The organism is Kitasatospora sp. NBC_00039 (assembly GCF_045160625.1).
Classification (GTDB): Bacteria; Actinomycetota; Actinomycetes; order Streptomycetales; family Streptomycetaceae; genus Kitasatospora.
On record NZ_CP108289.1, the window covers coordinates 5,912,891 to 5,927,499 of the forward strand.

Sequence of the window (14,609 nt, forward strand, 5' to 3'; positions counted from 1 at the left end):
GGCACGTTTCTGCCGCCCCGACGGCGGCTAACGTCCCACGGGTGAACCGCGACGCCACCCGGCCCGCCGTGCCGGCCCACCCCCACCAGCACACCTCGGACCCGGGGCGGCCGCCCGCCCAGCGCCCCACCCTCGAGGAACTCCGGCTCACCTCGTTCAAGTCCTACCGGCGCGCCACCCTGCCGCTCGCGCCCCTCACCGTGCTGCACGGGCCGGCCGGCGTCGGCAAGTCCAACGCCCTCGACGCCCTCGCCGTCCTCTCCCGCCTCGCCCTCGGCGAGGAGATCACCGACTCCCTCGACGGCCTCCCCGGGCGGCGCGGCCCGCTCGGCACCCCCGTCCGCGGCGGCCTGGCCGGCTGCGTGCCGCACGGCCGCAACGCCCTCATCCTCGGCTGCACCGTCCGCTCCTCCGACGGCCCGATCGGCCTCGACGTCGTCATCCGCACCGACGGCCCCGTCCGGATCGCCCGCGAACAGCTCACCCTCGACGGCCGGACCCTGGTCGAGACCGGCGAACAGGACCTCAGGCACCACCGGACCAACGTCAGCTGGCACAACGACACCCGGCAGGGCGACATCCGCGCGCCCTTCCCCAACACCACCCTGGTCACCGCACAGATCCCGCTGCGCGTCGCCGGCTCCTCACCCGGCGAACGCAAGGTGCTCGCCGCCACCGAGCACCTGCTCACCGCCCTGCGCGAGGTCTTCCCCGTCCACCCCGTGCCCGCCCTGATGCGGGACTGGGCCCGCCCCGACCCGCAGGCCCGGCTGCTCAGCACCGCCGCCAACATCTCCTCCGTCGTCGCCCGGCTCAGCGGCGAATGCGCCCGCCGGTACGGCCGGCTGCTCCGCGTCGTCCAGTCCGCCGCCCCGTACCCCCTGCTCGGACTCGACCTCGCCCGCCGCGGCACCGGGGCCGGCGAACGCGTCCTCGCCGTCTTCGACGAAGGCGTCCGCGGCCGCACCGGCGCCGACCAGGCCTCCGACGGCATGCTGCGCCACCTCGCCTTCGCCGCGGTGCTGCTCACCGGGGCCGGGGTCCTGGACCTGGACGCGGCCGCCGAGGTGCCCTGGGCGCACCGGCAGCTCACCGTGCTCGCCGAGGACCTCGGGGCCGGGCTCGGCACCGAACAGACCGCCTCGCTGCTGCGACTCGCCCGCGAGATGTGCGGGCGCCACCAGCTGCGGGTGCTCGGCGCGCTGCAGGAGCCGGCCGCGGCCCGGGAGGCGCTCGGCGGAGCCGGCGAGCTGTCGCCCGGGGTCGCGCTGGTGGAGTGCCGGCGGGACCCGGGCTCCGGGCACACCGTGCTGCGCACCGAGACGGCGCGGGTGCCGGCCCAGGGCGGCGCGCGGGACGTTGCCGGGGCGGGGGCCGCCGGGGCGATAGCGCCCGGGGCGGCTGGGGCGGGGATGCCCGGGGTGGGCGTTCCGGGGGCGGGGGCCGTGGCCGGGGATGCGGTAGACCTGGAGGGTGACTGAACGAGTGACGGACCCAGCGGACCCGACCCTGGAGAGCCTGCGGCAGCGGCTGACGGACTTCGCCGCGGCGCGCAGCTGGGAGCCCTTCCACACGCCGAAGAACCTGGCGGCGGCGCTGACCGTGGAGGCCGGCGAGCTGTTGGAGATCTTCCAGTGGCTCACGCCCGAGCAGGCCGCGGCGGTGATGTCCGACCCGGACAGCGCGCACCGGGTGCGGGACGAGGTGGCCGACGTCCTCGCCTACCTGCTGCAGTTCTGCACGGCGGTCGGCGTGGACCCGCTGCCCGCGCTGGCCGCCAAGATCGAGCGCAACGAGCTGCGCTTCCCGGCTCCCGGGGCAGGACGCGGGGAGGGGCCCGCGGCCGGGCGAGTGGAGGGGCCCGCGGCCGGGCAGGAGGCCGGGCGTGGTCAGGGGGCGGGGGCCGGTCCGGGGCGCGGTGCGGCGTCCGACGTCAAGCGGGACGTGGGCGAATAACCCTTGTGAGGGACGGAAGTTATCCACACCCCCGGGTTTTCCACAGGTTTCGAGGGGTTGGCTGCGCCGATCCGTCCTTCGGCGCACGCTTTCGCCGTGACCAGGTGTCCCCGCGGTCGAGTGACCGCCCGGACACCGCGAGAACTCGCGGAAGCGGAAGGGGTGGCGGCCGATGGAGGCGCTGCGATTGATCAAGACGGCCCGGCATGCCCTGGCGGAGGCCAGGAACGTACCGGATGTGCTGGCCGAGGCACGGCAGGCAGCACTGCTCACCGAGGCCGTGGGCGCCCGTCTGGCGGAGCTGGACGACGGCGACCTGGCCGGCCTCGGCCAGCAACTGGCCGAGGCCGGCGGCCACGCGGCCGGTTGCCTCGACCACTCCTCGGGGGACTCGTCCGCCCTGCTGGGCCTGGGCGTCGGCGGGCGGGCCGGGCGGCTCACCGAACTCGGCCCGCTCGCCCCGATGCTGGCCGAACTCGGGGCACTGCTGCGGGACGCCGGCGAGACGCTGGTGGTGCTGGCCTGCGGCGCCGACACCGAGAGCCTGTACTGGACGTGCATCGACGGGGTCGACGCGGGCGCCGACTGCAAGGACCTCGTCACCCGGCTGGGGCAGGCGGTCCGTCGGGCGGCCGGGGAGAACCGGCCGGAGCCGGCCGAGCCCGCAGCGGCCGGCTCGCCGCCGGCGAAGCCTCAGGCCTCGGAGGAGGAGAGCCCGTTACTCGTGTTCAGGCTCGGCCCGCCGTCCGACCGGTCGGAGGCCCGGGCGCCGGACGACTGCAGCTCCGCGAGGTCCGCGGTCACCGAGGCGAGCAGTTCCTGCATCTGCTCCAGCAGGCTCTTCGGAATGGCCGGCACCGCCGACGCGTCGGCAGCGGGGTGCTGCTGCACGGCGGATGCCTCGGACCGGGGATCGGACATGAGCGGACCTCTTCGGATCGGTAGTGCGGTGTGAAGCGGCTGGCGGCGGCTCGGCGCGCGGCGCCGCGCCACCGGGGCAGGGGCCCCGCCGCTGCAACCAACGAACCGCCCGATACCGGGTCACCGACCACCACCCGATGCGGTCCAACTTCCGTGAGGGTAAGCCTCCCGGGTGATCCGGGCTTGCCGCTTACCTGCCGCCTCGGCTAGGTCCGGTCCTGCCGGTCCTGCCGGTCCTGTCTGGCCGATCCCGTTCGGCCGATCCCGTTCGGCCGATCCCGTCCTGCCGGTCCTGTCGGGCGCGCGATCGACCGGACAGGACCTGGGCGGCGGGCGGCGCACCGGGTGACGGCGCACCGGGGTGCCGGGTGCGGCGCCGGGAAGCGCAGGGCCCCCGGTGCCGTTGCGGCGCCGGGGGCCCGGGGACCTCGAGTGAGGAGGAGGTCAGTTGTGGGCGTGCAGCTCCGCGTTCAGGCCGCCCCAGGAGCCGGAGCGGGCGATGACCTCGACGGCGCCGGTCTGGGAGTTGCGGCGGAAGAGGAGGTTGTCCTGGCCGGACAGCTCGACGGCCTTGGCCACCTTGCCGTCCGGCGTGGTGACCCGGGTGCCGGCGGTGACGTAGAGGCCGGCCTCGACGACGCAGTCGTTGCCGAGCGAGATGCCGATGCCCGCGTTGGCGCCGAGCAGGCAGCGCTCGCCGACCGAGACGACCTGCTTGCCGCCGCCGGACAGGGTGCCCATGATCGACGCACCGCCGCCGATGTCGCTGTGGTCACCGACCACGACACCGGCGCTGATCCGGCCCTCGACCATGGAGGTGCCGAGGGTGCCGGCGTTGAAGTTGACGAAGCCCTCGTGCATCACGGTGGTGCCGGAGGCGAGGTGCGCGCCGAGGCGGACGCGGTCCGCGTGGGCGATGCGCACGCCCGACGGGGCGACGTAGTCGGTCATCCGCGGGAACTTGTCGATCCCGTAGACGGCGAGCTGGCCGCCCTGGGTGCGGACCGCCAGGCGGGCCTGCTCGACCTTGTCCACCTGCACCGGGCCGATGCTGGTCCACGCCACGTTGGCGAGCAGACCGAAGAGGCCGTCCAGGTTCTGGCCGTGCGGCTGCACCAGGCGGTGGCTCAGCAGGTGCAGGCGCAGGTAGGCGTCGTGCGCGTCGATCGGCTTCTCGTCCAGCGAGGCGATCGTGGTGCGCACGGCGACCACCTCGACGCCGCGGCGCGCGTCGGCGCGCAGCGCCTCGGCCGCGCCGGCGCCCAGCTCGGCCTCGGCCTGCTCGGCGGTCAGGCGGACGGTGCCGGCCGGGCCGGGCTCGGCGGCCAGCGCGGGGGCGGGGTACCAGGTGTCGAGGATGGTGCCGTCGGCGGCGATGGTGGCCAGACCTGCGGCGACGGCGCCGTTTGCGAGGGAGGTGGATTCTGCTGTCACATCGTGCACGTTAACGAATGCGGGCCGCCGGTGCCGAACACGCTCACCGGGCGGACACGGCGGCCGGCCGGCGGCGCCCGAGCCGTGCGAGGGGTGGGCACCGGGCAAAACCCGGTGCTGGGCGGGCGCGTCCTGGGCAATACTCGGGCGGGTGTTCATGTCGATCTCCACCACCGGTACCGCCGGGAGCCCGGCCACCGACCTGGGTTTCCTGCTGCACAAGCACCCGGGCAAGGTCCAGCAGTTCTCGACGTCTCACGGCGAGGCGCACGTCTTCTACCCGGAGGCGGGCGACGAGGCCTGCACGGCCGCGTTGCTGCTCGATGTCGACCCGATCGCGCTGGTCCGCAGGGGCCGGGGCAAGGGGCGCGGCGGCTCGCCGGACTTCGCGCTCGCCCAGTACGTCAACGACCGCCCCTACGCGGCGTCCTCGCTGCTCGCGGTGGCGCTGCGGACGGTGTTCCGGACGGCGATGAAGGGCGTCTGCGAGGCCCGCCCCGGGCTGGCCGAGCGGCCCCGGCCCCTGCGGATCGTGCTGCCTGCCGTGCCGGCCAACGGCGCCGGCGAGGGCGGCGGGGTCGCGATGGCGGGCCGGCTCTTCGAGCCGCTGGGCTGGCAGGTCGAGGCGTCGGCGATCCCGCTGGACGAGGCGTTCCCCGAATGGGGCGAGTCGCGCTACGTCCGGCTGGAGCTGTCCGGTGCGGAGGCCCGCCTCGCGGACGCGCTGCAGCAGTTGTACGTGCTGCTGCCGGTGCTGGACGGCGCCAAGCACTACTGGGTCGCCCCGGACGAGGTCGACAAGCTGCTCGCCGCCGGTGAGGGCTGGCTGGCGGACCACCCGGAGCAGGCGCTGATCGCGCGCCGCTACCTGTCCCGGCGCTGGGCGCTCACCCGGCGGGCGATGGAGCGGCTGGAGCTGGCCCGGCTGGCGGAGGCGGACGACCGCGAGGTCGAGGAGATCGACAACGCGGTCGACGACACCGCCGAGGAGATCACCGACGACACCGCCGAGGACACCGGGCGCCGGGAGGCGAAGGAGCAACCCGGCGAGGAGAAGAAGGTCTCGCTGGCCGAGCAGCGCCGCACGGCGGTCCTGGCCGCGCTGGGCGAGGTCGGTGCGGCCCGGGTGGCCGATCTCGGCTGCGGGCAGGGCGAGCTGGTGGGCGCGCTGCTCAAGGACGCCCGGATCACCGAGGTGCTCGGCGTGGACGTGTCGGCCCGGGCGCTGTCGGCGGCCGCGCGCAAGCTGCGGCTGGAGCGGATGACGGAGCGCCAGGCGGCCCGGGTCAAGCTGGTCCAGGGCGCGCTGACGTACACGGACGCGCGGCTGAAGGGCTACGACGCGGCGGTGCTTTCCGAGGTGATCGAGCACCTGGACCTGCCCCGGTTGCCGGCCCTGGAGTACGCCGTCTTCGGGGCGGCCCGCCCGGCCGCGGTGGTGGTCACGACGCCGAACGCCGAGTACAACGTCCGCTGGGAGAGCCTGCCGGCCGGTCACGTCCGCCATGCCGACCACCGATTCGAGTGGGACCGGGCCGAGTTCCGTGCCTGGGCCGAGCGGGTCACGGAGGCGTACGGCTACACCGTGGTGATCCGCCCGGTCGGACCGGAGGACCCGGAGGTGGGCGCGCCGACACAGCTCGCCCTGTTCCGCATCGGCACGCCGCCCGAGCCCACGACCGCCGACGCGACGGCCGTCACCACCGACGCCACGACCACTGAAGCCACGGCCGCCGAAGCCACCACGACGCCCGAAGGGGGCGAGACCCGATGACCGACGACGCACAGTCCCCGAAGCTCACCACGGACGCCCCCACCGGGGCCGCCCCCATCGCGGACTCCCCCACCGGGGCCGCGCCCGCCGACCCGCCTGCCGGCCTGCCCGTCGACGCCCAGGCCGGCACCAACCCCCGCCGTCTCCCCGTCACCGACGTCTCGCTCGTCGTCCTGATCGGCACCAGCGGCGCGGGCAAGTCCAGCTTCGCCCGCAAGCACTTCCTCCCCACCCAGGTGATCTCGTCCGACTTCTGCCGTGGCCTGGTGGCGGACGACGAGAACGACCAGTCGGCCTCCGCCGAGGCCTTCGACGTGCTGCACTACATCGTCGGCAAGCGCCTCGCCGCCGGCCGGCTGACCGTCGTGGACGCCACCAACGTGCAGCCGGAGGCCCGCAAGCAGCTGGTCGCGATCGCCCGGGAGCACGACGTGCTGCCGATCGCGATCGTCCTGGACGTCCCGCCGGGCGTCTGCGCGGAGCGGAACAGGACCCGCCCGGACCGGCAGCTGCCGGCCCACGTGATCCCCCGCCAGAACCGCGAGCTGCGCCGCTCCCTGCGCGGCCTGGAGCGCGAGGGTTTCCGCAAGGTGCACATCCTGCGCGGCGAGGCGGAGGTGGAGGCCGCCGAGATCGTGCCGGAGAAGCGGTTCAACGACCTGCGCCACCTCACCGGCCCGTTCGACGTCGTCGGCGACATCCACGGCTGCCGCTCCGAGCTGGAGACCCTGCTCACCCGCCTCGGCTATGCGCTCACCAGGGACGACGCCGGCCGCCCGGTGGACGCCGCGCACCCCGCGGGCCGGACCGCCGTCTTCGTCGGGGACCTCGTCGACCGCGGCCCGGACACGCCGGGCGTGCTGCGTCTGGTGATGGGCATGGTGGCGGCCGGGCACGCGATCTGTGTGCCGGGCAACCACGAGAACAAGCTCGGCCGGGCGATGGACGGCAAGAAGGTCACCGTCTCGCACGGCCTGCAGGAGTCGCTGGACCAGCTGGCGGGGGAGTCGGAGGAGTTCCGCGCCGAGGTCCGGGCGTTCATGCGCGGCCTGGTCAGCCACTACCTGCTGGACGGCGGCGCCCTGGTGGTCTGCCACGCGGGCCTGCCGGAGAAGTACCACGGCCGGGCGTCCGGCCGGGTGCGCTCGCACGCGCTCTACGGGGACACCACCGGCGAGACCGACGAGTACGGGCTGCCGGTGCGCTACCCGTGGGCGGAGGAGTACCGGGGCAGGGCGCTGGTGGTCTACGGGCACACGCCGGTGCCGGTGGCGAGCTTCCTCAACAACACCATCTGCCTGGACACCGGCTGCGTCTTCGGCGGCAGCCTCACCGCGCTGCGCTACCCGGAGCGCGAGCTGGTGAGCGTGGAGGCCGAGCAGGAGTGGTACGCGCCGGTGCGCCCGCTGCACACGGACGCGCCGGGTGCCCGCGAGGGCCGGCCGCTGGACCTCGCCGACGTGGCGGGCCGCCGGGTGGTGGAGACGGCGCTGCACGGCCGGGTCGCGGTGCGGGAGGAGAACGCGGCGGCCGCGCTGGAGGTGATGAGCCGGTTCGCGATCGACCCGAGGCTGCTCGCCTACCTGCCGCCGACCATGGCGCCGAGCGCGACCTCGCGACGGCCCGGCTACCTCGAACACCCGGAGGAGGCCTTCTCCGCCTACCGCGAGGACGGCGTCCGGCAGGTGATCTGCGAGGAGAAGCACATGGGCTCCCGCGCGGTGGTGCTGGTGGCCCGGGACGACACGGCGCTGGAGAAGCGGTTCGGCCTGGCCGGGCCGGGCGCGATCTGGACCAGGACCGGCCGGGCGTTCCTCGGCGACGACGGGCTGACCGCCGCCGTCCTGGGCCGGCTGCGGGCCGCCGCCGAGCGCTCGGGGCTCTTCGACGAGCTGGGCACCGGCTGGCTGCTGCTGGACGCCGAGCTGATGCCGTGGTCGCTGAAGGCCGCGGAGCTGCTGCGCCGCCAGTACGCCGCGGTCGGCGCGGCGGCGGGCGCGGCGCTGCCGCAGGTGCTGGCCGCGTTGGAGCAGGGGGCCGGGCGCGGGCTGGACCTCGCCGGGCTGACTGCCCGCCAGCGGCAGCGTGCCGCGGACGCGCAGGCGTTCACCGAGGCGTACCGGCGGTACTGCTGGCCGACGGAGGGCCTGTCGGGGATCCGGCTGGCGCCGTTCCAGGTGCTGGCCGCCGAGGGGGTGAACCTGGCGGTGCGTCCGCACGACGAGCACCTCGCCTGGATCGACGGGCTGGCCGAGGCCGACCTGGCTGCTCACCGGGACGCCCCGGTGCTGCACCGGACCGGGCGGCTGGTGGTGGACACCGCCGACGAGGCGTCGGTCGCCGCGGGCGTGGCCTGGTGGGAGGAGCTGACGGGGGCCGGCGGCGAGGGCATGGTGGTCAAGCCGCTGGCGTCGCTCGTCCGCGGCAAGGCGGGGGAGGGGCGCCCGGGCGGGCTGGTCCAGCCGGGCGTCAAGGTCCGTGGCCGGGAGTACCTGCGGATCATCTACGGTCCGGACTACACCCAGTACCTGGACCAGCTGCGCCAGCGCTTCCTCGGGCACAAGCGCTCGCTGGCGCTGCGCGAGTACGCGCTCGGCCTGGAGGCGCTGGACCGGCTGGCGGCGGGCGAACCGCTGTGGCGGGTGCACGAGCCGGTGTTCGCGGTGCTGGCGCTGGAGTCGGAGCCGGTGGACCCGCGTCTCTAGGCAGTGCGGCGAGTGCGGCGGAGGGCCCCGCGGAGTCTCCGCGGGGCCCTGGCCTTCCCCCGGCCGCCGGTGCCCCCGGAAGGCTTTGCATATAAATTCTGAGTGTCGTATACAATTGCCGCTTCCCGATTCCCACCCCGTCACCCCAGGAGCCCGGCATGGCGTTCAACCTCCGGAACAGGCACTTCCTCAAGGAGCTCGACTTCACGCCCCAGGAGTTCCGCTTCCTGGTGGACCTCGCCGCCCAGCTCAAGGCGGCGAAGTACGCGGGCACCGAGCAGCCCCGGCTGCGCGGCAAGAACATCGCGCTGATCTTCGAGAAGACCTCCACCCGGACGCGCTGCGCCTTCGAGGTCGCCGCCCACGACCAGGGCGCCACCACGACCTACCTGGACCCTGCCGGCTCGCAGATCGGCCACAAGGAGTCGATCAAGGACACCGCCCGGGTGCTCGGCCGGATGTTCGACGGCATCGAGTACCGGGGCCACGGCCAGGAGATCGTCGAGGAGCTGGCCGAGTACGCCGGTGTCCCGGTCTGGAACGGCCTGACCGACGAGTGGCACCCCACCCAGATGCTCGCCGATGTGCTGACCGTCCGGGAGCACACCGCCAAGCCGCTCACCGAGGTGGCCCTCGCCTACCTCGGCGACGCCCGCTCCAACATGGGCAACTCGCTGCTGGTCACCGGCGCCCTGCTCGGCATGGACATCCGGATCGTCGCGCCGCGCGCGCTCTGGCCCGCCGAGGAGGTGCAGAAGGCGGCGCAGCAGTTGGCCGGGACCACCGGTGCCCGGATCACCCTGACCGAGGACGTGGCCGCGGGCGTGGCCGGCGCCGATTTCCTCTACACCGACGTGTGGGTCTCCATGGGCGAACCCAAGGAGGTCTGGGCCGAGCGGATCGCGCTGCTCAAGCCGTACCAGGTGTCGATGGACACCGTCCGGGCCACCGGAAACCCGGACGTGAAGTTCCTGCACTGTCTGCCCGCCTTCCACGACCTCGGCACGGTGGTCGGGCGGCAGATGTACGAGGAGACCGGGATGAGCGAGCTGGAGTGCACCGACGAGCTCTTCGAGTCGGCGCACTCCGTCGTGTTCGACCAGGCGGAGAACCGCCTGCACACCATCAAGGCCGTGCTGGTCGCGACCCTCGGCGCTTAGGCCCTGCCGGTGCTTAGGCCCTGCCGGCGCCGAGGCCCTGTCCGGACCTCAGGCCCTGTCCGGACCCCAGGCCCTGCCCGAACCCAGGCCCCGTCCGGCAAGGGCTCGTCACGGCGCCAGGTTCACACAGGCGGCCCGGTCGCCCGCGGCGTGCGGACCGGCCGGGCTGCCCGCGTGCAGCACCAGTGAGCGGGCCTCGCCCGGCCGTGGCTGCCAGGCCACCGCAGTGCCCGTGGAGCCGTCGCCCCGGTGGTCGGTGCGCAGCCTCAGCCGCAGCTCGTTGCGGTCGTTGACGTACGCGGGGTCGGTGGACGGCCGGACCGGGTCCACGACGTCCTGGTAGTGCGGGCCGGAGGCGGCCGGGTCGGCCCCGCAGGAGCCGGTGTGCAGGTGAGCCGGGAACGCGTGGCCGGCGGCGAGCCCGGCCGCGGTCAGCGTCAGCACCGTCCGGCCGGGCACCGTGCGGTCGACCACCACCCGGACGTGCGAGCCGTACGGGACGAGGTCGGGCGCGTGACTGATCGCGGCCGGCGGGACGAATGCCGTCGCCGGGTCGAAGTCGGCGTCCACGACCGAGACCGGAGCGGCCGGCGTGCCGGGCGAGGCCGGAGCGGCCGACGCCGGTACGGGGGCGGAGGCCAGCAGGGCGAGCGGGATCAGGGCGGTGGCGGCGAACGGAGCGGACATCGGCAGGGGCCTTCCGAGGCGGTGCGGCGGACGCCCTGCTCAACGCCGCCGGGCCCGGACGGACACCCTCGGCCCGATGGCACCTGTCGGACACCCCTCCGCCCGATGGCCCCTGCCGGGCTCACCTCCGCCCGATGGCCCCTGCCGGGCTCACCTCCGCCCGATGGCCCCTGCCGGGCCCACCTCCGCCCGATGGCCCCTGCCGGGCCCACCCCGCGTGGACCTGGTCACCTCGTCCGGCGGTGGGCCCCCTGGATCCCCCGGATCTCGCAGCGTGGCCCGCTCGCCCGCATCAGCCGCAGGTCCGCCGTGACCAGCGGCACCCCGTACTGCTCGGCGACCGCGACGTACGCGGCGTCGTCCGGAGTGAGGTTGTCCTTCAGCTCCCAGATCCGGCCGAGCAGCGGCGCCACCTCGACCTTGCGGATGGCCAACCCGGGCAGCTGCGCGGCGAGTTCGCCGACCCGCTCGGCGGTCAGTTCCTTGGCCAGGTAGAGGCCGCGCAGCGACTGCATCACCTCGATGACGATGTGCTCGGGGGCCACCCACTCGCCGCCCGTGTCGAGTTCGGCCCGGGCTGCGGCCCCGCGCTCGCCCTCGTCGGCCAGCGCGAGCACCAGTGCGGACGCGTCCACCACGATCATCAGTCGGCCCCCGGCCTGTCCCAGCGTGTCAGCTCACCGGCCACCGTACCCGGGCCGGCCGCGACCGGCTCAGCCGGCGGTGGCCGGGGCGGTGGGGTCGGGCGCGTCGCGTCCGGGGGTGTCGTCGTGGAACGGCCGGATCGTCCGGTCCGCCTGGTCGGCCCGCTCCGGCGTTATCCACTCCTGGAGGCCCTGGCCGGTCACCGCGGCCTTCAGCTGCTCCAGGCTCAGCGGCAGCTCCCGCGGGTCACCGAGGACGCCGCCGGAGAAGACGGTCAGGGTGATCCGGTTGTCGTCCTTGCGCAGCAGGTCGGCGGTGCGGGAGCGGAAGCCGTCGTCGGAGCGCTCGGTCAGCATCAGCGTGCTGCCGTCGGGGAGCTTTCCCACCTCGCAGTGGCTGTACTGCCGGGAGACGTTGACCTTCTCGCAGGTGTAGCGGTCGTCGTAACCGATGGTGTACGGGTCGCGCCCGGGCCCGGGCGGATTGGACCCGGGGCGGAACAGCGCGCCCAGCCCGCCCTCGAACTTGACGTCCACCTGGACCGGGCCCTTGCCGTCGTCGTAGCTGAGCGTGCCCGCGGACAGCACGTCGACGGTCTCCGGTCCCTTCCAGCCCACCGGACCGTGGTAGCCGGCGTAGCCGCCGGTCGTACCGCCCTTCGGCAGACCCTCGACCACGGCCAGGACGGCCGCGTGGCCGGTGAGGGCGACCCTGCCGGCGTTGGCTCCGTTGCCGGGGTACCGCTTCTCCGGGCCGTCGTCGGCCTGCGGGTCCCTGGTGGAGGTGGGGCGGGGCTTCCTGGTGGTGGTCGGGGCGGCGGTCGGCGAGGGTGACGCGGTGGCGGCAGCGGCGGACGTCGATGCGGTCCCGCTCGCCGGCCCGGCGGCGGCACGGGGGCCGCCGCCCGGCTGCAGGGCGAGCGCGCCGCCGACGGCCAGCACGGTGACGGCGGCGACCGCACCGGTCACCGCGGCCCGGCGGCGGCGTCGGATCGACCGTCCGCGCTCGGCGGCGCCGGCGACCAGCGTTCCCAGCTCGGGGCCGACCCCGCGCATCGCCCGGTCGAAGGTGGTGGACAGCCGTCGGCCGTCGCATTCCAGCTCGTCCATGCTCCTGGTTCCTTCCAGCTGAGAGTGGTGTCGAAATGCTTCGTGACGTCGCGCACGGCCGGCGGACGCTCCGGCGGCCCGTCAGAACGCGGCCAGCTGCTCCGAACCCTGCGCCTTCAGGACGGCGCGCAGCCGGCCGAGGGCGCGCAGCGTCTGGCTGCGCACCGCGCCGGCGCTGACGCCGAGTTCGGCCGCGGTCTCCTCGACGCTGCGGTCCTCCCAGTAGCGCAGGACGAGCACGGCCCGGTCCCGGGGCGGCAGTTCGGCCAGGGCGGCGAGCAGGGTGACCCGCAGGGCCGGGTCGTCCTCGGGGGCGATGCCCTCGGGAAGGTCGCCGAGCGTCGGCTGTTCGCCGCTGCGCCGCAGCCGCCGGTGGGAGAGGTAGCTGCGGACGAGCACGCTGCGGGCGTAGGCGTCCTGGTTCTCCGCGCGGCGGACCTTGGACCAGGCGGCGTAGAGCTTGGCGAGGGTGACCTGGGTGAGGTCCTCGGCGAGGTGCCAGTCGCCGCAGAGCAGCAGGGCGGTCCGGAAGAGGTGGTGCCCCCGGCTGTAGGCGAAGGTCTCGAACTCCGCGGACTCCACGGCCCGTCGCGCCTTACCGATCACCGCTGCCCCCGAAAACCGTCTCGTCGTGGCTGTTCGTCGCCTGCTCACGGTTAGACGCCCGAGCCGGCCGGCCGCGTTACGGCCCCCGAGGAGAAAGCCGCGGCTTACGACGCCGCGGCGGGAAGTCCGCCGGCCCACGGCCCGCGAGGAGGGACCCGCGGCCTACGACGCCGCGGCGACGAGCAGCCCCGCCAGCACCGAGGCCGCGTTGGCCGTCCCGGCGGCCGCCCAGGGCAGCGGCCCGCGCAGGCTCAGCCCGGCGAGCGGCCGCAGCAGCGCCGCCTCGACCGCGCAGACCGCGGCTTCGCCCAGCCCGAAGGCCGTCCAGTACGCTGCGGCGGATCCGGTGGACCAGGAGCCGTGGCTCAGGGACCACCAGAGCAGCGGGTGCGTCGCCAGGTTGACCAGGACGGCGGCCGCCACCGCACGGGACGGGCGGACAGCGCCGGCCCGGGTGAGGGCGGCGGTGTACAGCGGTACCTCGACCAGCAGGGTGAGGGCGAGGGCCAGGGGATAGGGCACGGCGCGGATCGTGCCACGAGGAGGGGGAACGTGGCCATCGCCACCGTGGAGGGGACGGCCGCGCGGACCGTCGTCGGCCCGGCCGTCCGGCTGGGAGCCGCGCCGCTGGCCGGGTTCGCCCTGACGGCGGTGCTGGCGCTGGCGTTGGCGCTGCGCGCGCCGGCCGGGCTGGCGGTGCTCGGCCTGGCCACGTTCGGAGTGCTGCACAACGTGCTGGAGCTGCGCTATGTGGCCGGCCGGTTCGCCGCCGTGCTGGCCGGGCCGTTGCTGCGGCTGCTGCTGGTCCTGGTGACCGGCATCGTGTTCTGCCGCCTGGTGCCTCCCTCGCTGGTGCCGCACCCGGTCGCCCAGGACGCGGAGATCCTGCTGGCTTACGGGCTGCTGGCCGCGGCCTGCTGGTTCGCGCTGCGCCGCCGTCCACTGCTGCTGGCCGGGAGCGGGGCGGTACTGGCGGTGGCGACGGCCGGTTCGCTGGCGTTCCCGGCGTACCACTTCGTGGTGCTGGCGCATCTGCACAACGTGGTGCCGCTGCTGTTCCTGTGGGAGTGGTCGCGCCGGCTGGTGCGGGGCCGGGCGGCGTTCCTGGCGCTGCAGTGCGGCTGGGTGGTGCTGGTGCCGGTGCTGCTGCTGGCCGGGGCGCTGGACGGCTGGCTGTCGCCGGGGGCCGGCCGGTCGGGCTGGACGGCGAAGCTGACGGTGGCCTACACCCCGCCGGGGTGGCTGACGCCCGGGGTGGGGCTGCGCTTCCTGGCGGTCTTCGCCTTCCTCCAGTCGATGCACTACGTGGTCTGGGTCTGGTTCCTGCCGAGGTACGCGCCGGACGCGACCGGGGCGTTCGAGCAGCGGCTGCCGGCGCTGCGCGGCGCGCGGGCCTGGCTGCTGGGCGCGGTGGCGGGCGGCCTGCTGGCGGTGTTGTTCGCGTCGGACTACGCGCAGGGCCGGACGCTGTACGCGGCGCTGGCCAGCTACCACGCCTACCTGGAGTTCCCGGTGCTGCTGATGCTCGTTCTCGGTCTGGGGGCCACCCGGGCCGAGCCGCCCGCCCCACCGACCGGGCGGACCTGACGCCGGCAGACCCGCCGCCGGCGGA

12 protein-coding genes and 1 pseudogene are annotated in these 14,609 nt (G+C 74.8%); 7 read left to right on the plus strand and 6 right to left on the minus strand.

All coding sequences use genetic code 11. The annotated features are described in order from the left end of the window. The first annotated feature begins 41 nt into the window (after positions 1-41). From OG286_RS26275 to OG286_RS26285, 3 genes and pseudogenes are all read left to right on the plus strand, one after another. Positions 42-1,481 carry an AAA family ATPase gene (locus OG286_RS26275; protein ID WP_396323138.1) on the plus strand — a complete coding sequence of 480 codons (1,440 nt, stop codon included), beginning with the start codon at positions 42-44 and terminating at the stop codon, positions 1,479-1,481. A 4-nt stretch (positions 1,482-1,485) separates the two neighbouring features. Next, a pseudogene (locus OG286_RS26280) lies at positions 1,486-1,836 on the plus strand (nucleotide pyrophosphohydrolase); the annotation flags it as partial. Between the two features lie 292 nt (positions 1,837-2,128). Then, positions 2,129-2,911, plus strand: a complete 783-nt coding sequence (locus tag OG286_RS26285; protein WP_396323139.1) for a DUF6099 family protein — start codon at positions 2,129-2,131, stop codon at positions 2,909-2,911. Positions 2,912-3,321: 410 nt separating this feature from the next. Here the strand turns inward: OG286_RS26285 and dapD are convergent, their stop codons facing one another. Beyond that, positions 3,322-4,311 (minus strand): 2,3,4,5-tetrahydropyridine-2,6-dicarboxylate N-succinyltransferase, encoded by a 990-nt coding sequence (gene dapD, locus OG286_RS26290; RefSeq protein WP_405359859.1) that lies wholly within the window; start codon positions 4,309-4,311, stop codon positions 3,322-3,324. Positions 4,312-4,462: 151 nt separating this feature from the next. Here dapD and OG286_RS26295 point away from each other — a divergent pair, with 151 nt between their 5' ends. The 3 genes from OG286_RS26295 to argF all read left to right on the plus strand — a co-directional run bounded on the left by OG286_RS26295 (position 4,463) and on the right by argF (position 9,950). Next, positions 4,463-6,085, plus strand: coding sequence for a 3' terminal RNA ribose 2'-O-methyltransferase Hen1 (locus tag OG286_RS26295; protein WP_405359857.1), 1,623 nt, complete (start codon positions 4,463-4,465; stop codon positions 6,083-6,085). Then, a complete protein-coding gene (locus tag OG286_RS26300; RefSeq protein WP_396323142.1) occupies positions 6,082-8,790 on the plus strand; it encodes a polynucleotide kinase-phosphatase in 2,709 nt (902 codons plus the stop codon). Before OG286_RS26295 ends, OG286_RS26300 begins: the two co-directional genes overlap by 4 nt. 158 nt (positions 8,791-8,948) lie before the next feature. After that, positions 8,949-9,950: an ornithine carbamoyltransferase gene (argF, locus tag OG286_RS26305; protein WP_396323143.1), complete on the plus strand. Its 1,002-nt coding sequence runs from the start codon at positions 8,949-8,951 to the stop codon at positions 9,948-9,950. A 108-nt stretch (positions 9,951-10,058) separates the two neighbouring features. On the opposite strand, the gene OG286_RS26310 is transcribed toward argF, so the two are convergent. The 5 genes from OG286_RS26310 to OG286_RS26330 form a co-directional block, all read right to left on the minus strand. Then, positions 10,059-10,637, minus strand: a complete 579-nt coding sequence (locus OG286_RS26310; RefSeq protein WP_396323144.1) for a superoxide dismutase family protein — start codon at positions 10,635-10,637, stop codon at positions 10,059-10,061. Between the two features lie 227 nt (positions 10,638-10,864). Continuing rightward, positions 10,865-11,281, minus strand: a complete 417-nt coding sequence (locus OG286_RS26315; protein ID WP_396323145.1) for a type II toxin-antitoxin system VapC family toxin — start codon at positions 11,279-11,281, stop codon at positions 10,865-10,867. Between the two features lie 69 nt (positions 11,282-11,350). Next, positions 11,351-12,391, minus strand: coding sequence for a hypothetical protein (locus OG286_RS26320; protein WP_396323146.1), 1,041 nt, complete (start codon positions 12,389-12,391; stop codon positions 11,351-11,353). Positions 12,392-12,472: 81 nt separating this feature from the next. Continuing rightward, positions 12,473-12,973, minus strand: coding sequence for a SigE family RNA polymerase sigma factor (locus OG286_RS26325; protein ID WP_396323147.1), 501 nt, complete (start codon positions 12,971-12,973; stop codon positions 12,473-12,475). A 186-nt stretch (positions 12,974-13,159) separates the two neighbouring features. Continuing rightward, entirely contained in the window at positions 13,160-13,519 is a 360-nt protein-coding gene (locus OG286_RS26330) for a hypothetical protein (RefSeq protein ID WP_396323148.1), read from the minus strand. Between the two features lie 30 nt (positions 13,520-13,549). Between OG286_RS26330 and OG286_RS26335 the strand changes: the two genes are divergently transcribed. Beyond that, positions 13,550-14,584 (plus strand): hypothetical protein, encoded by a 1,035-nt coding sequence (locus OG286_RS26335; protein WP_396323149.1) that lies wholly within the window; start codon positions 13,550-13,552, stop codon positions 14,582-14,584. The last annotated feature ends 25 nt before the right edge of the window (positions 14,585-14,609 follow it).

Coding starts and splice junctions, on each gene's coding strand:
- OG286_RS26285 (WP_396323139.1), top strand. CDS start 2,129: ATGGAGGCGCTGCGATTGATCAAGACGGCCCGGCATGCCCTGGCGGAG.
- OG286_RS26300 (WP_396323142.1), top strand. CDS start 6,082: ATGACCGACGACGCACAGTCCCCGAAGCTCACCACGGACGCCCCCACC.
- argF (WP_396323143.1), top strand. CDS start 8,949: ATGGCGTTCAACCTCCGGAACAGGCACTTCCTCAAGGAGCTCGACTTC.
- OG286_RS26310 (WP_396323144.1), bottom strand. CDS start 10,637: ATGTCCGCTCCGTTCGCCGCCACCGCCCTGATCCCGCTCGCCCTGCTG.
- OG286_RS26315 (WP_396323145.1), bottom strand. CDS start 11,281: ATGATCGTGGTGGACGCGTCCGCACTGGTGCTCGCGCTGGCCGACGAG.
- OG286_RS26320 (WP_396323146.1), bottom strand. CDS start 12,391: ATGGACGAGCTGGAATGCGACGGCCGACGGCTGTCCACCACCTTCGAC.